This is a genomic window from Pantoea sp. y20, from assembly GCF_054903455.1.
The window spans coordinates 41,560-63,641 of record NZ_CM142816.1 but is presented as its reverse complement, the minus strand read 5'-3'; the positions used below and the strand labels follow the sequence as shown (position 1 = coordinate 63,641).

The following is a 22,082-nucleotide window of genomic DNA, read 5'->3' as shown; positions in this document are numbered from 1 at the left end:
TACACCCTGTTACCCATCGTGTTACACCGCAGAATTTATGAAAAAGCTATTTAATTCAGTGATGTAACACCTGTTACCCGTGTTACACCGGAAAAAGAAGGACAGTGGCGTATAGCGACATAAAGCCTCTTTTTCTGGCAGGCCGGTTATCAGACGCAGCGATTTTGCCACCCGGCGTTGTACCAGCCACCACACACAGCCCGCAGATAGATGCACTGTGCCAGCCACGACACAATTGACTCAACTAAATGAACCCGTACGGAGCCAATATGAATGTACTGAATACTCCTTCACGAAAAACCGAAGAAGAAAACATCATCCAAACCGTTACCGCCGGGGCAGACATAAGCCTGAACGACAGCCCGAAGGAGCAACGGCAAGCCGTTGAGTCTGAGTTGAAGGACCTGCGCAGCAACCGTAAAAAATGGCAGGCGGCCCGCGAGGCGCAGGACAAAGCCGAAAAGATTATCCGCCCCATCCATCTGCGGCTTGAAGAAACGCAGGCGCAGGCCAAAGAGATGACGGAAAAATTTCACGCTCTGTTTGAAGAAACCAATGGGGAATTAACGGCAGCGCTGAAAAAGGTGCGCAGCGAAGGCATGCTCGCTAAAGACACTGTCATTGAGTACGACGCACTGCTGACACGGCGTGAGGATGAGTTTACCACTGTGCCATGGGCAACCGGTCGCGCCGCGCACGACTACATTCAGACTCACAAGGCTGTACTGAAAAAACACGCGCACCAGACGTTCCGCCGCTTTCTGGATAATCATGGCCCGGAGCTGTTTCAGGCGCTGGCCCTGGTCCGTCTCGCCTGCAGAAATGATGAGGCAGGTATGCCAGATAACAGCACCGGCGTGTACAGCGGTGTCAACGATGCTGAAAGCGAGTTTCGCCGCTTTCTTGATGCATCGATTATCGCGCCTGCAAAATCTGCACGTCCTGAAGTGGGTGATGATGAGGTGCTGAAGGAAACAGGTGTTTATCCTGAGGCTGAAGCTCAGGCAGATGCCCGCCTGCGACCGAGTCCAATGGATGCTCACAGCCACTACGTGCGCAAGCAGGAATATGCCCAAAAAGCAGCACAGCAGAAGGGAAGGAACTGATGGCAATGAAATGTCCTGAGTGTGGCATGACTGCACACACCCGAACCAGCGAGTATCAGACAGGCACGCTTAAAAAGACCTGGTATCAGTGCCGAAATATTGACTGCTCCTGCACGTTCACAACGATGGAGAGCCTGGACACAATAATTATGAAGCCGCAGAAAGTTGCAGAAGAACCTGAACCAGTGCAGGCAGTTCAGCAGCGTCTGCCGCAGACCCTGAATCGCTATGGCTCGGCCAGCAGGCTTTCGAACCGCCAGAAAGCCCCCGTCTGAGGTTCACAAGCGACATCTCCCCCGGCCATCGCGCCGGGTTTTTTGGATCTCTTTTTCCTTGTGAGTATTTAGATTCACTTGACTACCCGTTTGCATTTTACTTGACCTTCGCCAACAAAATGCAACTAGGTTGACAGGCAGCTTAGAGCGAAAAGCGGAAGTTGGCGATTGTTCTCAGAACTGATGCTGGCGATACATAAATCACGGTGTGTTAATCGATAGGGAGCAGGCATGAAGGACTTTCAAAAAAAAAGAGTATTATTAACTAAGCTTCCAGACTGAAAATAATGGTGTGTTTCTTTTTAAGCAGGAGAAAAACGAAGATACTATGGTATTTGTGGTAGAAGGGCGAATTATTTTATAAAAGTGGGTACAATGTCAGCGTGGTATTCTGGCAAATACTACCCATCTTGCTAATAGGGCTGTTACAATAATTTATAATAAAGGTCAATTAGTTCCAGTGTCACCACTCTTTACTTTTTCAATTATGTGCCTAACATCGCTAATACTTTTCATCTGCTCGGCTTTACCAAAAAAATGAAGGAGCTCAATCCATAAGTTCCTGTAAGGGATGGATTTAATTAACCAAACTATATTAAGCATTGTAATAATCCAGAACATTGCTTCCCATACAGATGCACTAAGGATAAAGGCCTTGAAATTTGTTGTGAGCATAGTTACTGCGAGCGTAACCAAGATACCAAGCGGAGTAGCCCATTGGTTTAATCTTGTTATATTTCCAAGGCAATTTGTCAGTATTACATGCAACTTATCGTCGCTAATAACTATAACTCCAACCTTGGTTTGTCTAACTATTTTATTAGTGAAATCTCCGTCCTCGTTAATAATAACTTGGGAGGGTGTTACTGCAGGGGATTTTTCACCTTGAGCCTTAGAATTAAAAGTGCTAGCCTCCATCTTCTTCAACCTTTGGTAATAGTTCAAGAATGCCCAAAGAATGAGAAGTTAAGGCTCCACAGTTTTCACAAAAAACGTGTAATAAAGGAAGGGAGGGCCCTCCAACCATTACACTACCAATCATATTTGAATCATTTACTAGTGAATAGGAGGTCACCCCATCAACAATTCCAAACGACTTGTGCCCGCATCTATGACACGGTAATAAAGCATTTTTTCTGTTAGTTTTCTTATGGCCTGCTGCTTGTCAAAAACTGACATTATTTCCACCATTCTTGATCGTGAACAGGGAGCCCCGGCTTGAGTCATTTACGCCGGAGTGCGGGAACCGGCAGACTGGACAATGGAAACCTGCGCCAGCTTTATTGCGGCGGTGGGCCGGATGAACGTGGATGAGCTTCAGCTTGGCACGGAGAGGGGTACCAGAAAATCGGCTCGCTCCGGCGAGCCCATGATGCCGCATTCAAGGGCGCATTTTATCTATTCACTGCGTCATTTTATGATTGATTATGAAAACTGGGGCTGGGGCCGGCTTCGCTTCAGCCCTTCCCGTCATTTTTCCACGTCCGCCCCCCCTGTTCCGCCGTGGGGTCAATCCACGGGTGATCGACGATCCGGTCTGGCTTAAACTCATCTGGGCAAGCCTCAATCTGCGTCAGGAAGACCTGCTCACTGAAATACTTTATCCGCTGGCCATGCTGCAGGCGATGGCCGTTATCTGGACCCATGCAGGGCTGCGGAAAAACGAGTTGCTCCGTCTGACGACAGGATGCATCACGCCGCAGGCGGATGAAATTGTGAAGGAGGACGGCAGCATTATCCCGGCCGGAACGCTGTGCTACCTGCATATCCCTGCCGGGAAAACCTCAAAAGCCTTTGTTAAGCCGGTAGCAGCCGTGGTGAAAAAATACGTCGTTCTCTGGCTGAATGAGCGCCCTGCAGAAAAGGCAATGCTGGCCGACGATCGGACCGGTGAGAAAGTCCGGCTTCTGTTTCAGTACCGCGGTAAACCTGCCGGCGGCACTATTCTCAATGACACGGTAATACCGATGTTGTGCGCACGAGCGGGCGTACCCTCAGAAGACAGCGGTGGAACCATAACCAGCCACCGGGGCCAGGCCTCCGCAGTGACCGCGCTGGCAAGCGTACCGCAGGGCATCTCGCTGTACGAACTTATGCAGTGGACCGGGCACTCAACGCCCCAGTCCACCTTGCATTATATCCGCATCCGCCCGACTCAGCTGGCCGCCTCGTTTGTAAAAGCAGACAGGATTGCTCACATGATAAGCGTGCTAATTGACCACGATCCGGAAGCCGCCAGCCTGACCGGCCCCGCGACGTACAATGATTTGGGTGACTCATACTGCACAAATCCCTTCTGGAGCAGCTGCCCGCACCGGATGGCCTGTATCGGCTGTGATTTTAATCTGCTTAAGGACAGCGCGCGCGGGCTGATACTGGAGAGTAAAGCATCCATCCGGCGTTACCTCGAAGAGGTTCCGCTCACTCCCGATGAGAGAGCCATACTGGAGCAGGATGCTGAAAAGGTTGAGCATGCTCTCCCAAGACTGGGTCCACAATCCTGACGGATTAGATGCCTACAATGTCCGGCCTGAGGGTATCGGTGCAGAATCAGTACAGACGACCGAACGTCGTATTGATATAAATCTGATTATAGTGGGCGTGATGCCGTAACTGATGGAGCAGCAGATGAGAAAACAGAAGCGATGTATGGGGTATGTGGCTGTCGTGGTCGATGACTACGATCGTGCAATTGAGTATTACACCGATAAGCTGGGCTTTACCCTGATTGAGGATACGCCGCAGCCGGGTAAGCGCTGGGTCGTGGTGACGCCGGACCCTGACAGCGACTGCGCTATTCTTCTTGCCCGCGCGTCGAACGATCGGCAGGAAGGCTTTATCGGCAATCAGTGCGGCGGACGGGTTTTTCTGTTCCTGCAGACCGACAACTTCTGGCGCGACTACAATGCTATGAAGGCAAAAGGCGTCCACTTCTGTCAGGAGCCGCGGGAGGAAGAATACGGAATGGTTGTCGTGTTTGAGGACATCTATGGCAATCGCTGGGACCTTTACCAGAACAGTCAGACCTGAAGCTCTGTCACGACAGTGCCCGGATTTACGGGAAGCATTACAGGCGTAAATCCTTTCGGGTCAGGCCCGCAGAGAGCGCTTCTGAACAATATACTGAACTGTCTGACCTCAGTGCAGCGGTCGCTGCACTGAGGTCTCCCCTGGATAGAGGCCGTGCGGTCCGGGTTAACCACACAGCGTCATGATATAAAATCCGGCCGCCGTCATGGCCAGCGAACCCAGCACGTGTATCAGCACCGAGGCGGCTGCCCAGGCATAGCTGCCTGACTGCAGCAAGGCAAAGACCTCAGCCGAGAACGTGGAGAATGTCGTCATTCCGCCACATAGCCCGGTGGTAATGAGCAGCCGCCAGGCCGGATCGAGGCCGGGATGGCGCAGAAAATACGCCAGCGCCGCCCCGATGATAAATCCACCCAGCAGGTTGACCAGCAGCGTCCCCGGCGGCAGGTCCGGAAAAAGCGCGTTCAGGCGCGCACCCAGCTGCCAGCGGATAACACACCCCATGGCACCGCCGGTGATGACGGCAAAAAGCTGATTCACATTCACTCCTTTTATTTTTTCACATTCAGAACATAACGCGACACGACCTGTGCGGCCGCATCCATTTCATATACGGCAGGCACGCCGGTCGGGATGTGCAGCTGTGCCACGCTGTCGTGGGGAATGCCGTCCAGAAAGGCGGTCAGGGCGCGCAGCGTGTTGCCGTGCGCCACGACCAGAACGGTACTTCCGCAGAGTATCTGCGGCATCAGGGCGTGCTGCCAGTAGGGCATGACGCGACGCAGCGTCATTTCCAGGCTTTCCGTCGCAGGCAGGTCGGCCAGCGCAACGCGGCGGTAGCGCGGGTCCCGACGCAGCTGCGCCGGAGCCTCTGCGTCCGCGGGTGGAATGCCGCTGAAGCTTTTGCGCCAGAGCCGGACGGTCTCTGCACCCATCATCCGGGCAGCCGCTTCCTTGTTCAGCCCCTGCAGCGCACCGTAGTGCCGCTCGTTCAGCCGCCAGTGTTTGTCCACGGGCGTCCAGCTGCGGTCAAGACGGTCCAGCACCCGCCAGACCGTGTGAACACAGCGCGTCATCACCGAGGTGAAGACCCGATCGGGCAGCAGCCCCGCTTCCCGCAGCACGTCACCGGCCCGGTCAGCCTCCTGCCGCCCCCGGTCCGTCAGCGGCACGTCTGTCCATCCGGTAAAACGGTTTTCCCGATTCCACTGGCTTTCGCCATGGCGCAGGAGGATCAGCGTTGCAGGGGCCACAGGCATTCCTTCTTTGCCGGACGGGGACCGTCCGGCGGATGTGTTAGGTGCGGCGCACAAACGCATGAAGCCCTGCATAGTGTGCGTCCTCACCCAGCGCCTGCTCAATGCGCATCAGCTGGTTGTACTTTTCCACGCGTTCGCCGCGGCACGGCGCACCGGTTTTCAGGTGTCCCGCGCGCAGGGCCACCGTCAGGTCGGCAAGGAACGTGTCCGTCGTTTCCCCGCTGCGGTGGGACATGAACGCGCCCCACCCGTGACGCTGGCAGAGCGCCACGGCGTCCAGCGTTTCGCTGAGCGAGCCTATCTGATTGAGTTTAATCAGTGCGGCGCTGGCGAGGTTTTCGTCAATGCCGCGCTGGATATACTTCACGTTGGTGACAAACAGGTCGTCACCTACCAGCTCGGCCCTGCCCGCAAGCTGCTGGTGCAGATGCTTCCAGCCCGCCCAGTCATCTTCTGCCAGGCCGTCTTCCAGCAGGATGACGGGAAACTGGTCCATCAGCTCGCCGTAGTACGCCGTCATTTCCGCCGCGCTCAGCGCACTGCCCTCCGTGCGCAGATGATATTTGCCGTCTGCGAAAAACTCACTTGAGGCGGGGTCCATGCAGATGCTGATGTCTTCTCCGGGCCGGTACCCCGCCTTCTCAATCGCCTGTACGATAAACGCCAGCGGGTCGCGGTTCGACGATACGGCGGGCGCAAAACCGCCTTCGTCGCCGACTGCCGCGGACAGGTTCTTGTCCAGAAGGATCTGGCGCAGCGCCTGGTAGACCTCGCTGCCCTGACGCACGGCCTCGCGCAGCGTGGGTGCCCCGTGTGGCGCTATCATGAACTCCTGAAAGTCCGCGCCCTGACCGCGGGCGTGCACGCCGCCATTGATAATGTTCATGCACGGTACGGGCAGCAGGTTCGCCTGCAGGCCCCCCAGGTAGCGCCAGAGCGGCTCATGCGAGGCCTGTGCCGCCAGCCGGGCAACCGCCAGCGACACGCCCAGAATGGCATTGGCACCCAGGCGACTCTTGCTCTCCGTACCGTCCAGCGCCAGCATGATGTTATCCAGCTGACGCTGCTCGCGCACGTCCCTGCCGCGCAAGGCTTCGCAGATTTCCGTATCAACCGCCCTGACGGCATCCAGTACGCCTTTGCCGCCAAAACGGTGTGCGTCACCGTCGCGGCGCTCTGCGGCCTCGCGCGAGCCGGTACTGGCCCCGGAAGGCACCGAGGCGCGCGCCATCATCCCGTCCGCGGTCCGGGCTTCAACTTCAACGGTGGGGTTGCCGCGCGAGTCAAGAATTTCACGGGCGGTCACGTTATCCAGTGTAAAACGCATGGTGTTTCTCCCGGTTCAGTCATTCAGGTGAGTGATAAGCACATCCACCGTGAGGTGGTTGATGTATTCCGCCGAGCGGGACGTCAGCATTCCCATAAAGCGATTGCGGTGCCCGGCAAGCACGAGGTCCACGCCCAGCTCCGCGATGCACTTCTCCACGTCCTCAAAGCGACGCATGGTCACCAGCTCCCGCGTATCGACCGCCTCAGGCACGGAGGCCGCCAGCTCGCTCATAAACGCTTTGGCTTTCAGCACCTCTTCCGACACGACGTCGTCCATCAGGCTGTCGGACACGTAGTTCATCTCCCGGTAGTCGTCGCTGATGTGCGCCAGGGTGATTTTCATGCCGAGCGGCTGCGCCAGCGCGACCGCGCGTTTCAGCAGGAGGGTGCCGTCGTGTTTATCGTTCACAAGAATCAGTGCGTGGGTGTAGCAGGTCATAATGAACTCCCGTTCTGGTTAAGGCGGGACTCAAGCCACGGCAGAAGCTGCTTTTTGCGGCTGAGCATGCCCGGTATTGAGCAGGAGGCGGCGTTAACGCTCTCCCGCCCGGCGAAGTAAAGCGTTGAAAACCCGGCGCGAATGTCGGTCAGCATCAGTACCGCCAGGCCAGCCCCCGACTGGTCTGCCAGATACGCCAGGGCTGCGAGCAGGTCGTCCATCACGGGGGCAACCTGTGTCGTTGAGCTGACCTCAATCTGGGCAATGCGTACGTCGGTACCGGCAATGACGAAGGCCTTGAGGTCCCTGTCCAGCAGCAGCTGTGCGCTGAGGCCGCTGACGTCTGTTTTTGCGGTGAGGAGGTCACGAGCGAAGGCTTTGCGGTTTACGCCGGACAGCACGCCGAGCTCGGTGGCCGAACGGATATCGTCCTCGGTGGTGGTCGGCGAGCGAAGGTTAACGGTGTCACTCAGGAGTGCGCCCAGCAGAAGCACGGCGAGCGTCGGGGGCAGCGTACGGCGCGCTTCAGCGTCCATCAGCAGCCAGAGCAGCGTGGCGCTGCTGCCAACCGGGCGGATATGCACCTCCGGCGGCAGTTGCGTTATCAGCCCGCCCAGCCGGTGGTGGTCAGTGATGCCCACGACGTTGCTCCGGAGCAGGTCGTCAGGCCCCTGCGCCGGCTCGGTGAAATCAACCAGCCAGACCCGTTCATCCTTTAGCGGAAAAGCGAGCAGCGGCGGCAGCGTGAGGCCGGCGGCGTCAAAGATAAAACGGGTTTCGCGGTTAGCCTCGCCAAGACGCCATGCGCAGGCGTCCATGCCGCGCCCGGTCAGCCAGTGCGCGGTGACGACGGCCGTACAGACAGCATCGCTGTCAGGATTGATGTGGCCAAAAACGTGTATCAAGGGTCTCTCCCCGTAAAGGGAAGTACGCAGGCCGGGCGGAAAGTAAGGACGGCCTGACGCACCTCCTGAAAATCAAGAGTCACATCAGGCGTCATCAGCTCCGGAACGGAGCGGTTGGGAAGGGTGGAACGCCATCACCCTGTAATCTGAGTATAGAGCCGGTTGCAAAACCTGTCAGTATTATTCCGACGGCGGTCTCAGCCCGTCAGCACAGCCCGTGCTTCGCGCAGTACCCGGCGGATGTTTTCCGGCACCGCCGGGCTTGTGCAGAGCGAAAGCGGACTGGGGTGCGGCATCACCAGCACCGTGACGCCGGGGCGCAGGTAACTGACCGTCCCGCGGGCCTGCGCCGCTACGGCACCGGCCAGCACCACCACGCGCAGCGCGGGCAGATGCGCCAGCACGTCCTCAAGCCAGGCGCAGCCGCTACGGATATCCGCCGCTGAGGGCCGTTTCTGCGGCCCGTCACTGACCCAGGGCACCATATTCCACAGCACGCTGTCCCGGCGCGCAATACCGGCTTCCGCCAGAAACCGCCCCAGATTCTGCTGGGCTGGCCCCGGGTTATCTCGCGACACGAACCGGGGTGACGGGCTGCTGCGCGCCGGCGACTGCAGCAGGACGAGCAGTCCGGCCCCGGTCCCACCGTCGGCCGGATCAAACCACGGCAGCTCCACGCCGGCCTGACGCTGCCCGCTGACCCAGCGATTCAGCGCGTCCACGTGCGGCGCGGTAACCGCCGCGAGGCGTTCCTCGCGTAAAAACGGGTCCAGCAGCGACGTGCCGGTTTTGTTCAAGGCTTCCGGTCCAGGCCTGCCAGGCAGGGGGAAACAAAGAGTTTCCCGCTCCATGCCCCGCGCACCGTCTTCACCGCGACCAGCAGCCACATGGCGGCCAGCATGACGACAAGAAGCGCACCGAAGCCTTTAAAGAACGCCAGGTCAATCAGGGTGGACAGCTTGAGCGTGGCGACGGTGTACACGCCCAGTGGGAAGGTAAAGCCCCACCATCCCAGGTTGAATGGGATGCCTTCACGGAAGTATCGCACGGTTATCAGCGTGGCCAGCAGCATCCACCACAGGCCGCAGCCCCAGAAGAGAATGCCGGCAACGAACCCCACGCCCTGCGCGATGTGACCGATTTCCGGCATGCCCGCCGCGGCAAACACCCCGGGCGCATCGCCACCGATGACCAGCATACCGAGCGAACCGGTGCCAATCGGCCCCAGGGCCAGCCAGCTTGAGGCCGCCATACTCTCGTGTGGCAGCTTGTGCAGGGCCATACGCAGCAGAAGGATGGCAAGGATGCTCAGCGCCACCGGCACGGAGTACGCCCACAACACGTAGCTGGTAATAATGATGCCGAGCTGCGCGTGGGTGTCGGCAATGTGCGGCGCCAGCAGGCCGCCGCTGACCGCCGCGACCTCGGCAGCTACAACCGGCAGTAACCAGACGGCCGTCATCTGGTCAATGCTGTGCTGCTGCCGGGTAAACATCATGTAAGGAATACACACGCCGCACAGCAGCGACATCGCCACGTCCAGCCACCACAGGGCGTGCGCCACCGGAATGACGTCTGCGCCCCAGCGCGGAAGACCGAACGCCAGCAGGCCGTTGATGATGGTCGCCATGCCCATCGGGATGGTGCCGAAGAACATGGACACGGTTGAATGGCCGAAGATGCGCTTTGCCTCACCGAAGTACATGACCCAGCGGGCCAGATACATCACGGCAAAGACGCTGAACAGCAGGATGTTAAACATCCAGAGCCCCTCGGCAACGAGGCGTAATCCCGGAACCGGCCAGGGGAACTGCGCCAGAGACAGCGACAGGATGCCGGTTCCCATGGTCGCGGCGAACCAGTTAGGCGTGAACTGACGTATGGCCTCTTTCGGGCTGCTCAGCGCGCTCAGCGGGCGCGCTCCATTATGCAGGGTAAATATTTTATCGTTCATGCCGGAATCTCCTGTGTAAACAGAGACAGTATAGGTATGCAGACGTAAATCTTTAAAACAGGTTATTCAGCTAAAATAAATCTGTAAAAGTGGTTTACCCTCCCCCACCCTGCGAAAGACTGTTACTGCACCGGAGTGAGGGAGGGACTGAATCAGGCCTTCGGTGGGCTTTTAATCGTGGCCGTGACGCGGTTCTGTTTCAGGTCAACCACCGAAATACTGAGGTCTTTATTCAGCACCCACGCGCGGGCACCGTCTTTACTGAAAACGATGGCCTGACGGGGCGCATCCAGTCCGGTGACGGTAGCGACCACCTTACCAGCGGCGATATCAATAACGGAGAGGCTGTTGTCACCCAGGTTGCCGCTGTAAACATAGCGGTTATCTGGTGTCAGGGCGGCACCGTAAGGGTCCTGCCCCACGGGAATGGTTGCCGTAATGGCGCGCTTCTGCGTGTCAACCACGGCGATGGTGTTGCTCCCGCTGTTAGCCGCGTAAAGCGTGCGGCCGTCGGCGCTGACAGAAATGGCGCGCAGCTTGCTGAAGCCGGTTATCTCGCCGCGAATCTCACCCGTTACGGCGTCAACGAGGGTGATTTTATCGCCCTTAAAGTTGGTGACGTAGACGGTTTTGCCGTCCGGGCTGATTTTGATGCCCTGACGGGGCTGAGCAAAACCCGTCACAACCGAAACGGGCCGGTTGTGGGTCAGGTCATACACCGAGAGTGTGCTGGCTGCTTCGTTATTCACATACAGGCGCTGACCGTCACGGCTGATAGCTGTACCGAATGCCCCGGGACCCAGCGGCAGCGAGGTCTCCACGTCAAGCGTCCCGGAGCTGATTTTTCTGACCACGCCCAGACTGCTGTCAGAAAGAAATATGGCCTTACCGTCCGGAGTAAAAAGCGCATTACGGGGGGTGACGTATCCCTTCAGCACCTTCTTGACCTTACCGATGGCAAGGTCGTAGACCACCACGTCAGGGCGCTCACTGTAGGACGCCACCGCCGTTTTTTCATCGGGACTGACAGCAAGAGAATTGTTGTGGATATCGCCGTCAAACGTCCATCGCGCCTCTGCGGCACCGGCGAGGGTGCTGATGAGAAGAAGCGCCACCGCGGTGAGTCCCGGGATCCTGTATTTTTTTATCATCATTTTTCCTGCATAGGGGTGGTAAGGGATAAGACTCATTGCCCGCTTAAGGGCTTCAGAAGAAGCGTGGCAGATAAACCCCGCTCAGGGAAATCGATTTTCCGGCTATGCCTTACCAGCCACCATAACCGTAAGAACGGCACAGTTTTTAATGAACATAAAAAGCCTGATGATTCAGGAGTCTGGTGCATAACTATCAGCTCCCTCCCCCCGACCCGCTTCATCAGACCTGTCCTGACGCCCACTTTTGCCGATACTTCCCCTGTCACTTAACACTCAGGGCTACCCAATGAAAATATCAACCCGTCTGGCCGCAGGTTTTGGCCTGCTTATTCTGCTGTTCATCTTCTGCACCGGACTTTCGTTAAAGGCGCTTTCCGGCGCCCGCGAAGGAATGGATGACGTGATTAATGTCAAAATGAAAAAATATCAGATCGTTCTGGACATGCGGGGCGCATTACGCGACATGGCCATTGCGGCCCGAAATCTGGCCCTGCTGTCCGATCCGAAAGCCATGCAGCCCGAGTGGGAGCGCCTTGAGGCACAGAAAACCTTATATATACGCAGCCGGGAAGCACTGGAGTCCATGCTGGCAGATGACGCCTCATCCGCGGGAAACGCTGCCTTCACCAGAGTCCGTGAAAATGAAGCCGCCGTTCTGTCAGGCCTGGAACAGGCCGGTCAGTTCGGACTGCAGAACCGTCCACAGGAAGCCACAGCGTATCTGATGAATACGGTCAGGCCGGTGCAACGTACTCTTCTGGATAATCTGAATGAAATGACAAATATCCAGATGCACAGCAGCCAGAACGCCGTTCGTGATAACAGTCGTAACGTGAGCCGGGCCTCTCTTACGCTGATCATTCTGGCCGTAATCTCGGTTATCGTTTCCATTTTTACGGGTGTCATTATCGTCCGCGTGCTGATGCGGCAGCTGGGTGGTGAACCTCAGCAGGCACAGGTACTGGCGGCCGCCATTGCAGCAGGCGACCTGACATCACCGGTGCCACTTCGCCGCAATGATAAAACAAGTCTGCTGGCATCGCTCGCCGGCATGCAGAGCCAGCTGCGCGATTTGGTATCAAAGATCAAAGAAACCGCATCCGGTGTGGCGCTGGCGGCAGACGAGATCGCTCAGGGAAATACAGAGCTTTCATCACGCACTGAGCAACAGGCGGCCGCATTGCAGGAAACGGCCGCCAGCATGGAACAACTCACGGCAACAGTGAAAAGTAATACGGCCGGCGCACAGCAGACGGCAGCTTCAGCGCGAGAAACGGCGGTGCTCGCGCGATCAGGAGAGACGGATGTCCGCCGCATGTCAGAAACCATGAATGACATATCCCTGAGTGCTAAAAAGATCCGCGACATTACCGGCGTCATCGAGGGCATTGCCTTTCAGACCAACATTCTTGCACTGAATGCAGCTGTTGAAGCCGCCCGGGCAGGCGAGGATGGCAGAGGATTTGCTGTTGTTGCCGGTGAGGTTCGTACACTTGCACAGCGAAGTGCAACTGCAGCAAAAGAAATAAAGTCGCTTATTGAGCAGGCTGTAGAACAGGTTGAAAGTGGTGTGAGCGTGGCATCAGGTACCGGACAGAGCATACTCAATATTGTGGGTATGGTCGGGGAACTGGCGGAATCAATGGACATTATTTCGCTGGCATCCTCTGAGCAGATGCAGGGTATCTCGCAGGTCAGCATTGCGGTCAGTCAGATGGACGGTGTCACGCAGAATAACGCTGCTCTCGTCGAGGAGTCGTCATCGGCCTCCCGATCGCTTTCTGAACAGGCGCACTCCCTTCGTGGCATGGTCGAGACGTTTCGGGTCTGACGTAAGAATCAACTGAACTAACTCTCCACTTACAAGCCCTTCAACTACAAAATGAAGGGCTTGCTCCGGTCACGAGGACTATAGTGCAATGATTGCATTCCAGGTTCTCTTCAGAGCGCCTGACGGGCGCGCTCAAAGTGGTCTTCCCACTTCCAGATGTATGCTGGACGGAAAACACAGTCTGTCATTCATTTAATCCATGAGCACATTTGCATTCCTTTCGACACACCCCATCAGGATAAACGCGAAACTCCAACGATAAGCGCCCCGCCATTAAACAGCCTTTCGTGCCACTTATCCGATTGATTGTCTCGTCCCGATATCAACTTTCGAGAATAACTTGCTAATTATTTGCACAAATTGCATTCCACATAAACTCAACAAATTCATAATTTGTAAATTATGATGAGCATAGTTAATAACACTTTTATCACTGCCGAGGGCCTCATTATACTCTTGTAGCACTGCAAATTGCATGTTGTAGCACTAATGCACTTTTAGCATGGTTGCAAGCACTGGCCAAACTCCGAGCGGCCCTCATGGATAGCACAGTATGCCGATTTAAGCGTTTCATCAAACAGGAACAGTTCCGGCCTAGACTCATGCGGCTAAGATTTCTTTATCATTCGCAGCGTTAGATCGGGATGTTGTGAGTTGCTCCCCATCGTGTAAGAAAATCTCAATTAGAACTTCCGCTTCTGGCACACAGCTGCCGGTCACGCAATGCCATGTCTACCCCCTCAGCATCAGTGACGATTTTTAGTTGGCGAAGGTCAATTAAAATGCAAACGGGTAGTAAAGTCGCATGCGATTACGCACCTGGCTGGCGCCCTCTGCATAAGTGCATGGCTATGCTGCATGAAAACGCATGAATAATTGCACCCTGAATTTACCCGGCCAACCCAGCAGCGGCGCGGCCTGAAGTCAGTCATGCAGCCGCATGAAAACCACTCGATTAAGCGGGCAGGCGTGGCGGGGGTACGAGCGCGCGCTACGAGCTGAAGTTTTAAGCCCGGCAACTACAGCGCGCTATTTGAAGCATGAATGGGACGGGTGTCCAAAAAGAAAGGTTAGGATTAAAAAATTTTGTTTTGGGCAGTCACATGCGTCACAAATTTTTGATACGACCCTAAAGATTTTCTAAATGGTGGCGAGTATAAATAAGTGTGTATGCATAGGTCGCATGGAATCACATGCACACTTTAGCAACCCGTGCCCCTTGTAGCAGCCAAACTGGCGCGGCCTGAGTACCACCCTGCACCTGCATGAAAAACGATGCACAAGGCTGCCTGGCAGGTGTGGCGGGGATAGCATTGCACTCTATGTCTTTAAAAAAGATACAATTACAGAATGAAATGATAATGTTCAAATCAGTGTAGAAGGCAAAAAATATACTTTTAATATGGAACTCATATGTTTGCAGAACGGTTATCTAAATGGTTATCTAAACCTATAGCTAGTAAAGGGCAAAATCAGCCTGATAATCTTAATGTGGTTTTAAGTACTGACATAGGACTTAGACGTAAAGAGAACCAAGATCGCGTTGTAGCGATGCGTGTCAACACTCCCTTTTCAAGTGGGCGCCATTTCTTTGTAATCGCCCTAGCTGATGGGATGGGGGGAATGAAGGATGGTGCACAATGTGCATCATTAACACTGTCTACATTCTTGTACTCATTGATTCGCTATAGAGCGTTACCACCGGAAGAGCGACTAATACAGTCAGCTTTAGATTCAAATAAATCTGTGCATGATTTTTCGCAAGGAAATGGTGGAGCAACCTTATCTGCAATTATTATTGAGCCTGGTTCAAACCCATGCACTCTTAATATAGGTGACAGCCGAATATACACCTATAAAAAGAAGATTAAAAAAAGCCTTAAAAGGTTAACCATTGATGATTCATTAGAAGAAGTTTTTGGCGGAGATGACAAATCTCTACTGCAATTTGTTGGAATGGGACAGGGCATAAAGCCTCACACACAATACTTGAATCATGAAGGTGACTATTATTGCCTCACCTCAGATGGCATTCATTTTATTGATGAATCTGTATTTGATGATATTTTATTTCACTCTCAAGAATTAAATCAGGCAGCAATCAGATTAGGCCAATATGTTAGATGGTGTGGCGCACATGATAACGCATCCATAGCTCTAGTTGACTGTGACAACATAATGCAATCCCTAAATAATTACAATGACATAGGGATTGAGGTATGGGACCCGTTCAGTCAATTACATATCTTATGGATGAAAAATGATTCTAATTCTGCCGGATACTTTGAACAAAACACCCTGGATAAAGAAAGCTTTAACAAAGAAGCGTCAGATTACGAGAATGAAAGAGAATATGAAAAACCAAGAAATTTAGATGCAAACCAATCTTATCAGGATGGAAATGTTTTAAGCCCAGAAAATAATAATGAACCTGACAACTCGAAAAGAAATATAAATACTAAATTAGTAAATGAGTCGTCATCACAACCTGAGCTTGCAAGCAAGCTAGAAAAGGCAGACAGAGAAAGCAAAGAATTATTACAGCCTGAGTTATTTGAACGCGATGGCACTCAGAATGAGAATATGAAAACTCACTCTGAAGACTCAAAAACAAACAAGAAAAAAACCATGTATTACAAAAAACAAAGAAAAACCAATAATAAAAAAGAATCGGACGAAAACCAAGCTAGCATAAGAGTTGTTGGAGATAATGATAATGAACAGAATTGAATTACCACCGCGCTACATTGCTATTAATTTTGGAATGGGTGGAGGGATGGGGGATGTCTTCAAATGTCAAGACACTCATCTCGACAGAATTGTTATATTAAAAGTTCTAAAAGAAGGCGGGGAAGAACGACGCCTGATAGATGAACAAATGGCATTGATAAAATTACGATCAAAGCATGTCGTACAATTATTCGACTTTACAGAAATAAAGGTAGATGGTACATCTAGAGATGCTTTGGTATTAGAATTTATCTCAGGTGAAGAAATTTGCCATGATGCGTCTTATACCTCTTCTTACATAATGAAGTTATTATGGCAAGTTGCTTGTGGCCTCGCTGACATACATAGCGCCTCAATAATTCATAGAGATATCAAACCTAACAATATATTAATTGATGAAAATGGGGTGGTTAAAATACTGGATTTTGGGCTTGCCAGAAACGAAGGTGATGATGCTTTAACAAAATCTATTATCGGTACACCTGGCTACATGGCCCCCGAGTTATTTAGAAGTGGACAAATAAGCTTTGACAATAAAATCGATGTTTATGCATTTGGAGTATTGGCAATTGATTTATTAGGGCTGAATCGTCCTGATGAATTGAACTATTTTCCTCCGAGTGAAGTTATGACATTCCCCGCATTATATGGTGCATTACCCAGAACGATTGCTGACATTATAATGGCATGTATATCTAGTGATAAAGACCAAAGACCATCAATGCACGATGTAAAAAAATCCTTAGAAAAAATATTACTACAGGATAAGCACAATGCCTTGGTCGTTATGCTAGGACAACAACACAAAATAAGTTCGAACTCGAGAAAGGCAAATATTACTTGGGGTGGAAGTTCATCAATGACTATAAATTATGATGGCTTCAATTTCCTTATCGAATCAATAAATGGCTTAGCAAAAGTCAACAATATTAGAATCGTACCTGGTAAGTTGCTGGAAGGGTGTAGCGTAATTACATTGGAAAGAACAGACTCAACAACAAGAACATTTGTAACTTTCGACATTTCAAATCCCGAGGTGATGTCATGATACGCGAAGGAACTGTTATTTCCGATAGATACCAAATTATTGGTCATGCAGGTAAAGGTGGCATGCAGGATGTTTACCTTGCCAAGGACTTAAAATTGGATATTCATATTGCACTTAAAACTCCTCTTCCTGGGTTAGAAACAAAAAGATTTTCATCTAGTGCCAAAATATCTGCAAAAGTTAACCACCATAATGTAGCTAAAACTTTAGATTACTTCGAATTTGATGACCAGATTTTTTTAGTTGAAGAATTTGTGCATGGTGAAACTCTTGAAGATAAACTAAATCATTTTGGTATATTAGATCCTCACTTTAGTGCATGTGTATTACACAACCTATCTAAAGGAATTATGGCATCACATCAAGCTGGCGTTGTTCATCGTGACTTGAAACCCAGCAATATAATGATTTCAAATGGGGTTGCATTTGAACAACTTAAAATTACTGATTTTGGAATCGCATCATTAACTAACGAGTTTTTCGCAGAAGCTGCTGAAAATGGAGATTTAACTCTCTCTACATCTGGAACGATTAGAGGAGCACTTCCGTTTATGGCTCCAGAGATGATGTTCAGAAAGAAGGGAGATATTATCAAGTCTTCGGCAGATATCTGGTCCCTAGGTGCAATGATGTTTAGACTGATGACCGGTATATATCCATTTGGAGTTTATTTAGAAGCTGCAGTGAATGTGAAAAGTAAAAATAGAGAGCCTTGGCCAGCATTCATGACAGCAAACAAACAGTTCAGTACATTATCGACGGAATTACAGAAAATCGTAGATAGCTGTTTAGAATATGAACCCGAGAAAAGGCCGAAGGCAAAGGATCTAGTTAACATATGTGAAGAGCTATGTTATTTATCTACACCACGTGAGCTAGGTAATGTGACAAACTTTATCCAGAATGGATTTAGCGGGTTCATTAATGGGGCTGGAGGAACAGCATTCTTCAGTATTGAAAGTGTTTATGGGCCAATAAAACCAGACACGTCACATAATTCAAGTGTGTGTTTCTCAAAATTTCCGGGCAGCCCGCGAGATAGAGCACATCCAGTTACACTTTGGAAAAATTAACTAGCAATAGCCTCAGAATCTGGAATGTGAAAACTCGGATTCTGAGGATTATCTCTTTTTTGTATGTATCAACTGTTGTCAGCGGAGTGAGTTTTAACCGTAATTGTAGCTCTTTCAGTAATCTGTACCGATTTTATGACATCAAACAACGTCAATTTGGATAGACGTTGACTAAAGGGGGTACTTATGGGGGTACTTACAATACACAAAATAAATTTATCCAAAATTATCATATAAATATGAAATTATCCCACTCCTGTGATCTTCCGCCACTCTCGTTGTATTCACGCCAACACTGGTTAATCAAAACCATCAAAATATGCAAGTTAGGTTGAATCCTCACTCTTCGGATGTCACTCTACATCTACTGAAATTTACCTCCATTAATGGGTATCTAAAGGATTTTAAAACTAACTTACAAAATCACACCTCCAATAGGAGACGGGATACCTATAAATGACGTCAAGGTGCGCGCAGCAACCCCACTGGATAAATGATACAAACTCGAAGATGGTGGTGGCATGTACTTACTGGTCAACTTCAACGGTTTCCTCTACTGGCGAATGAAGTACCTTATTTTGTGTCGTGAGAAATTTCGTTCTATAAGCGTTTATCCTTACGTCCCACTTGATGTAGCTCGTCAGAAAAGAGATGAGGCTAGCTATAAATTAAGTCTTAACCATTTCGAAAAAAAACGTAGCTATAAAATAGCCAATTATAATTTTTTCAATCCCATAAAAACATCAACCCTCTAATTATTAAGGATTCAATGATGATTAAATTTGATTTAGAAACTTCTTTTTTAGAAGCTGTAAATAATATTGCCAAAGAAAAGAAATTGAATGCAGAAGATGTAATTGGATTGATTGGAAATGAAAAAATAAACAAAACCTTAGATGAAGTTGCTAAAGTTATAGACAAAAAACTGGAGGAAGATAAGGATGAATATCTTAAAGAACATCTCTTAGATGTACGTAGCTTTGAGGAGAGACTTTATTTAACATGGTCTAAGCCACTTATCAGACTTGAAATGATCATTGTAATGTGCCGAGAATTGGGCAGTGAAATATACAAATGGCATATTGCGAATTCTTGTGAAAATATTAAATTAGATGTTATTGCAAAGTTACATGCACATTCCATACAAATTTCTTGTGAGATCTTACAACTGCTTAAATCTGGCTTTGCAGATGGAGCAATGGCACGCTGGAGGTCCTTACACGAATGCGCTGTAATTGCGCGAATACTTTCACATGGTGATGAAGAACTTGCAGAAAAATATGAGGAACACAAATACATTGACGACTACAAATTTTCAAAGAGTTATGCCGAGCACAGTGAGGTGCTTCTTTTTGAAAAGCTAGATGATTTGAGTATAACCTCAATTAAAAACAAATATGACTCTTTAATTAAAAAATATGGTGAATCGTTTAGCAAAGAAAATGGTTGGAGTTATAAATTATTTAATAAAAAGAAAATATCCTTTTATGATTTAGAGAGCTTTTCTGGACTTGATTTCTTAAGGCCGTTTTATAAATTTTCTAGCGTGAGGGTTCATGTGAACTCGAAAAGTGTGACCTATAAGCTAAGTCTTTCGCTATCTTATAAGCATCGCAATGAAGAAATCCTTCTTAGTGGGCCTTCAAATGAAGGGTTAGTGGATCCCTTACAATGTACTTCAATGTCGTTAATAGACACAACTAAATCACTACTATCATTAAATCCTAACATTGATTCTTTAGTAAGCAGCAAAATATTATCACTCTGGGATGATAAATTAAAATCAGAATTAATTGAAGCTAGTGAAAGCCTTGAAAGAAAAGGAAGTATTAAATAAACTATTTTTCGTAAGGACGTCCTCAATCGATATAAAATGATGCTAACTTACAATTAAATTAATACCCTTTTTAAAATTTTTCTTCGATACATTACATGGGGTTACTTTGTGGATTCATAGTATTATACCATTATAAAAAAAATCACATAAAAAATGGATTTCTGTAATCTCCCGCCACATCCACTATTATTCCCAGCTAACTTAACAACCCCGCCCCCACATTCACCGATAATCCCAAAATCGCCAGATTGAATATGAACGAAATCACCGACTGTAACAGAGCGATTTGCCGCATATCCGTGGTGCCCGTTGCCACATCGGCGGTTTGCGAAGCTACCGCGATAGTGAAAGAGAAGTAGAGAAAATCCCAGTATTCCGGCTGTTCGGGCTTTTCAGGAAAGATCATCGGCGTGACATCCTTGCTGCGCCGCAGATAGTGATGATGCGCGTAATGCATGGCGAATGACGTCGGAAGCAGCGCCCAGGAAACCACCAAGGTTGCCGCGGTCAGCAGCAGATGCAGCACGCGTGGCGTTCCCGTTAGGCTCTTCAGCGTGGTGAGTTCCATCAGAATCGCCAGAATGCTGACCAGGCAGGTGAGCGTCACCATACTCAACACCAGCGTCGCGCTTTCATCCTCGATTTTCGCAATATGCGGAATGTCTTTGGCCTCGGTGCCTAACATGCGCAGCCACAGAAATGCGAGATAGAGCCATGCCAGCACGTTCCAGCCAATCAGCAGACGCTGCAACATGCCCAGGTGCGCAGGCAGGAAGAAATAACAGGCCACGCCAGCCACAATCGAAATCAGCAAACGCAGACGCGCGCGAAGGTAATGCATCAGGGAAAGGCTCATGGTGTCAGAGGCTTAGTGAAGGGAGGTGGATAAGTTAACTGTAGACGCTGATAAAGAGGTTGTAATTGCGGAGCACCCCAACCGTTTACCAAATCTGCTGCGCTGCAGTTGATAAAATAATCGCCAATCGACTAATGAGCTTCATTGCGTCTCTCTGGCATACTGTGCACCAGATCCTAAAAGAGCGGAGGCGACATGTCAGAGGAGCAATCCACACCATCACCAGCAGGCGAATTTGTCATGTTTGCGAGCGGCGATGGGAAAGTGCGGGTTGAATGTCGCTTTGAAAACGAAACTCTGTGGCTTTCTCAGGCCATGATATGTGAGCTGTTTGATAAAGCGAAAGCGACCATCAGTGGGCATATCAAAAACATCTTCGAAGAGGGTGAATTGCTGGAAAATTCAGTTGTTCGGTTTTACCGAACAACTGCCAGCGATGGAAAAAATTATCAGGTTCAATACTTTAGCCTGCCAATGATTCTCGCCATAGGTTATCGCGTCCGCTCTGCACGCGGTACTCAGTTCCGCCAATGGGCAACGCAAACCCTGCAAGAATATTTGGTCAAGGGCTTCGTGATGGACGACGAGCGGCTGAGAAATCCGCCGGTTGGTTCATCCGCAGTACCTGACTATTTCGATGAGATGCTGGAGCGTATTCGCGACATTCGCGCCAGTGAGCGTCGGATGTATTTACGCGTTCGCGAGATTTTTGCCTTAGCGGCTGACTATCAACCTTCCCTCAAAGAGACCACGCAGTTTTTTCAAACCATTCAGAACAAATTGCACTTTGCCTGTACCGGTTATACCGCTGCCGAGCTGATTCATTTGCGCGCCAACGCCAGCCAACCTCATATGGGTTTGACCAGTTTCAAAGGTGAAGAGGTGCGCAGAAGCGATGTCTCCGTGGCTAAAAATTATCTGGTTAAGGACGAAGTGAGCGAGCTTAATCGCGTGGTCACGATGTGGCTGGATTTCGCAGAAGATCAAGCGCGCCGCCGCCAGCAGGTTTTTCTTCGCGATTGGCAGAGCAAACTCGATCAATTTTTGCAGTTTAACGATCGCGATGTGCTGCAAGGTGCAGGTTCAATCAGTAAGAAAATGGCCGATGAAAAAGCGCAGGCTGAATACGGTCAATTCGCCGAGCAACAGCGTCGTTTAAAAGAGGCAGAAGGTGAAAACAACATTGCCGGTCTGCTGCAGTGGCAGACAATCCCTAAGAAATCGAAATGATCGCCGCTGGGCCGCATCCCGCCCTT

Annotated in this window: 19 protein-coding genes, 2 pseudogenes and 1 riboswitch; of the genes and pseudogenes, 11 read left to right on the top strand and 10 right to left on the bottom strand. The window is 50.7% G+C overall.

Translation table 11 applies throughout. The features are described 5' to 3' along the window. Positions 1-269: 269 nt before the first annotated feature. A complete protein-coding gene (locus ACYAC5_RS00310; RefSeq protein ID WP_462062200.1) occupies positions 270-1,106 on the top strand; it encodes a phage polarity suppression protein in 837 nt (278 codons plus the stop codon). Continuing rightward, complete coding sequence (locus tag ACYAC5_RS00305; protein ID WP_400459281.1) at positions 1,106-1,381, top strand: ogr/Delta-like zinc finger family protein; 276 nt, start codon at positions 1,106-1,108, stop codon at positions 1,379-1,381. Before ACYAC5_RS00310 ends, ACYAC5_RS00305 begins: the two co-directional genes overlap by 1 nt. A gap of 447 nt (positions 1,382-1,828) precedes the next feature. Here the strand turns inward: ACYAC5_RS00305 and ACYAC5_RS00300 are convergent, their stop codons facing one another. Then, positions 1,829-2,299: a hypothetical protein gene (locus ACYAC5_RS00300; protein ID WP_462062199.1), complete on the bottom strand. Its 471-nt coding sequence runs from the start codon at positions 2,297-2,299 to the stop codon at positions 1,829-1,831. A gap of 319 nt (positions 2,300-2,618) precedes the next feature. Here ACYAC5_RS00300 and ACYAC5_RS00295 point away from each other — a divergent pair. After that, positions 2,619-3,885 (top strand): annotated as a pseudogene (locus ACYAC5_RS00295) (site-specific integrase); the annotation flags it as partial. Between the two features lie 124 nt (positions 3,886-4,009). Next, positions 4,010-4,411, top strand: a complete 402-nt coding sequence (locus tag ACYAC5_RS00290; RefSeq protein ID WP_462062197.1) for a VOC family protein — start codon at positions 4,010-4,012, stop codon at positions 4,409-4,411. Between the two features lie 165 nt (positions 4,412-4,576). Here the strand turns inward: ACYAC5_RS00290 and crcB are convergent, their stop codons facing one another. The 8 genes from crcB to ACYAC5_RS00250 form a co-directional block, all read right to left on the bottom strand. After that, a complete protein-coding gene (gene crcB / locus ACYAC5_RS00285; protein WP_179291223.1) occupies positions 4,577-4,951 on the bottom strand; it encodes a fluoride efflux transporter CrcB in 375 nt (124 codons plus the stop codon). A gap of 11 nt (positions 4,952-4,962) precedes the next feature. After that, a complete protein-coding gene (locus tag ACYAC5_RS00280) occupies positions 4,963-5,664 on the bottom strand; it encodes a 2,3-bisphosphoglycerate-dependent phosphoglycerate mutase (protein ID WP_462062195.1) in 702 nt (233 codons plus the stop codon). A gap of 43 nt (positions 5,665-5,707) precedes the next feature. Then, positions 5,708-6,997 carry a phosphopyruvate hydratase gene (eno, locus tag ACYAC5_RS00275; RefSeq protein ID WP_462062193.1) on the bottom strand — a complete coding sequence of 430 codons (1,290 nt, stop codon included), beginning with the start codon at positions 6,995-6,997 and terminating at the stop codon, positions 5,708-5,710. A gap of 15 nt (positions 6,998-7,012) precedes the next feature. Then, positions 7,013-7,438 (bottom strand): universal stress protein, encoded by a 426-nt coding sequence (locus ACYAC5_RS00270; RefSeq protein WP_462062192.1) that lies wholly within the window; start codon positions 7,436-7,438, stop codon positions 7,013-7,015. Next, positions 7,435-8,343, bottom strand: coding sequence for a DHHA2 domain-containing protein (locus tag ACYAC5_RS00265; RefSeq protein ID WP_462062191.1), 909 nt, complete (start codon positions 8,341-8,343; stop codon positions 7,435-7,437). The genes ACYAC5_RS00270 and ACYAC5_RS00265 overlap by 4 nt, the downstream gene beginning before the upstream one ends. A 78-nt stretch (positions 8,344-8,421) precedes the next feature. Then, positions 8,422-8,491: riboswitch (Fluoride riboswitch) on the bottom strand. A 49-nt stretch (positions 8,492-8,540) separates the two neighbouring features. Next, entirely contained in the window at positions 8,541-9,140 is a 600-nt protein-coding gene (locus tag ACYAC5_RS00260; protein ID WP_462062190.1) for a uracil-DNA glycosylase family protein, read from the bottom strand. Continuing rightward, positions 9,137-10,297 (bottom strand): TDT family transporter, encoded by a 1,161-nt coding sequence (locus tag ACYAC5_RS00255; protein WP_462062189.1) that lies wholly within the window; start codon positions 10,295-10,297, stop codon positions 9,137-9,139. Before ACYAC5_RS00255 ends, ACYAC5_RS00260 begins: the two co-directional genes overlap by 4 nt. Before the next feature lie 152 nt (positions 10,298-10,449). Then, the gene (locus ACYAC5_RS00250; RefSeq protein ID WP_462063000.1) at positions 10,450-11,448 is read right to left on the bottom strand and encodes a YncE family protein; all 999 of its coding nucleotides are present in this window, start codon (positions 11,446-11,448) and stop codon (positions 10,450-10,452) included. A 289-nt stretch (positions 11,449-11,737) separates the two neighbouring features. Between ACYAC5_RS00250 and ACYAC5_RS00245 the strand changes: the two genes are divergently transcribed. The 6 genes and pseudogenes from ACYAC5_RS00245 (at position 11,738) to ACYAC5_RS00220 (ending at position 19,970) form a co-directional block, all read left to right on the top strand. Next, positions 11,738-13,282 carry a methyl-accepting chemotaxis protein gene (locus ACYAC5_RS00245; RefSeq protein WP_462062188.1) on the top strand — a complete coding sequence of 515 codons (1,545 nt, stop codon included), beginning with the start codon at positions 11,738-11,740 and terminating at the stop codon, positions 13,280-13,282. 1,413 nt (positions 13,283-14,695) lie between these two features. Then, positions 14,696-16,012, top strand: coding sequence for a PP2C family protein-serine/threonine phosphatase (locus ACYAC5_RS00240; RefSeq protein ID WP_462062187.1), 1,317 nt, complete (start codon positions 14,696-14,698; stop codon positions 16,010-16,012). Then, positions 15,999-17,060, top strand: a complete 1,062-nt coding sequence (locus ACYAC5_RS00235; RefSeq protein WP_462062186.1) for a serine/threonine-protein kinase — start codon at positions 15,999-16,001, stop codon at positions 17,058-17,060. Before ACYAC5_RS00240 ends, ACYAC5_RS00235 begins: the two co-directional genes overlap by 14 nt. Next, positions 17,057-18,133, top strand: a complete 1,077-nt coding sequence (locus ACYAC5_RS00230) for a serine/threonine-protein kinase (RefSeq protein ID WP_462062184.1) — start codon at positions 17,057-17,059, stop codon at positions 18,131-18,133. Before ACYAC5_RS00235 ends, ACYAC5_RS00230 begins: the two co-directional genes overlap by 4 nt. Before the next feature lie 512 nt (positions 18,134-18,645). Next, positions 18,646-18,888 (top strand): annotated as a pseudogene (locus tag ACYAC5_RS00225) (Arm DNA-binding domain-containing protein); the annotation flags it as partial. A gap of 14 nt (positions 18,889-18,902) precedes the next feature. Beyond that, positions 18,903-19,970 carry a DUF5677 domain-containing protein gene (locus ACYAC5_RS00220; RefSeq protein WP_462062183.1) on the top strand — a complete coding sequence of 356 codons (1,068 nt, stop codon included), beginning with the start codon at positions 18,903-18,905 and terminating at the stop codon, positions 19,968-19,970. A 196-nt stretch (positions 19,971-20,166) separates the two neighbouring features. Here the strand turns inward: ACYAC5_RS00220 and ACYAC5_RS00215 are convergent, their stop codons facing one another. Further along, positions 20,167-20,826, bottom strand: a complete 660-nt coding sequence (locus ACYAC5_RS00215; RefSeq protein WP_336768771.1) for a DUF1345 domain-containing protein — start codon at positions 20,824-20,826, stop codon at positions 20,167-20,169. A gap of 195 nt (positions 20,827-21,021) precedes the next feature. Between ACYAC5_RS00215 and ACYAC5_RS00210 the strand changes: the two genes are divergently transcribed. Continuing rightward, positions 21,022-22,056 carry a virulence RhuM family protein gene (locus tag ACYAC5_RS00210; protein ID WP_462062182.1) on the top strand — a complete coding sequence of 345 codons (1,035 nt, stop codon included), beginning with the start codon at positions 21,022-21,024 and terminating at the stop codon, positions 22,054-22,056. Positions 22,057-22,082: the final 26 nt, after the last annotated feature.

What these genes read in the sequence shown, in the direction of transcription:
- ACYAC5_RS00270 (WP_462062192.1), bottom strand. Translation starts at nt 7,438, where the DNA reads ATGACCTGCTACACCCACGCACTGATTCTTGTGAACGATAAACACGAC.
- ACYAC5_RS00255 (WP_462062189.1), bottom strand. Translation starts at nt 10,297, where the DNA reads ATGAACGATAAAATATTTACCCTGCATAATGGAGCGCGCCCGCTGAGC.
- ACYAC5_RS00310 (WP_462062200.1), top strand. Translation starts at nt 270, where the DNA reads ATGAATGTACTGAATACTCCTTCACGAAAAACCGAAGAAGAAAACATC.
- ACYAC5_RS00245 (WP_462062188.1), top strand. Translation starts at nt 11,738, where the DNA reads ATGAAAATATCAACCCGTCTGGCCGCAGGTTTTGGCCTGCTTATTCTG.
- ACYAC5_RS00240 (WP_462062187.1), top strand. Translation starts at nt 14,696, where the DNA reads ATGTTTGCAGAACGGTTATCTAAATGGTTATCTAAACCTATAGCTAGT.
- ACYAC5_RS00230 (WP_462062184.1), top strand. Translation starts at nt 17,057, where the DNA reads ATGATACGCGAAGGAACTGTTATTTCCGATAGATACCAAATTATTGGT.
- eno (WP_462062193.1), bottom strand. Translation starts at nt 6,997, where the DNA reads ATGCGTTTTACACTGGATAACGTGACCGCCCGTGAAATTCTTGACTCG.
- ACYAC5_RS00235 (WP_462062186.1), top strand. Translation starts at nt 15,999, where the DNA reads ATGAACAGAATTGAATTACCACCGCGCTACATTGCTATTAATTTTGGA.
- ACYAC5_RS00300 (WP_462062199.1), bottom strand. Translation starts at nt 2,299, where the DNA reads ATGGAGGCTAGCACTTTTAATTCTAAGGCTCAAGGTGAAAAATCCCCT.
- ACYAC5_RS00210 (WP_462062182.1), top strand. Translation starts at nt 21,022, where the DNA reads ATGTCAGAGGAGCAATCCACACCATCACCAGCAGGCGAATTTGTCATG.
- ACYAC5_RS00305 (WP_400459281.1), top strand. Translation starts at nt 1,106, where the DNA reads ATGGCAATGAAATGTCCTGAGTGTGGCATGACTGCACACACCCGAACC.
- ACYAC5_RS00220 (WP_462062183.1), top strand. Translation starts at nt 18,903, where the DNA reads ATGATGATTAAATTTGATTTAGAAACTTCTTTTTTAGAAGCTGTAAAT.
- ACYAC5_RS00215 (WP_336768771.1), bottom strand. Translation starts at nt 20,826, where the DNA reads ATGAGCCTTTCCCTGATGCATTACCTTCGCGCGCGTCTGCGTTTGCTG.
- ACYAC5_RS00290 (WP_462062197.1), top strand. Translation starts at nt 4,010, where the DNA reads ATGAGAAAACAGAAGCGATGTATGGGGTATGTGGCTGTCGTGGTCGAT.
- ACYAC5_RS00250 (WP_462063000.1), bottom strand. Translation starts at nt 11,448, where the DNA reads ATGATAAAAAAATACAGGATCCCGGGACTCACCGCGGTGGCGCTTCTT.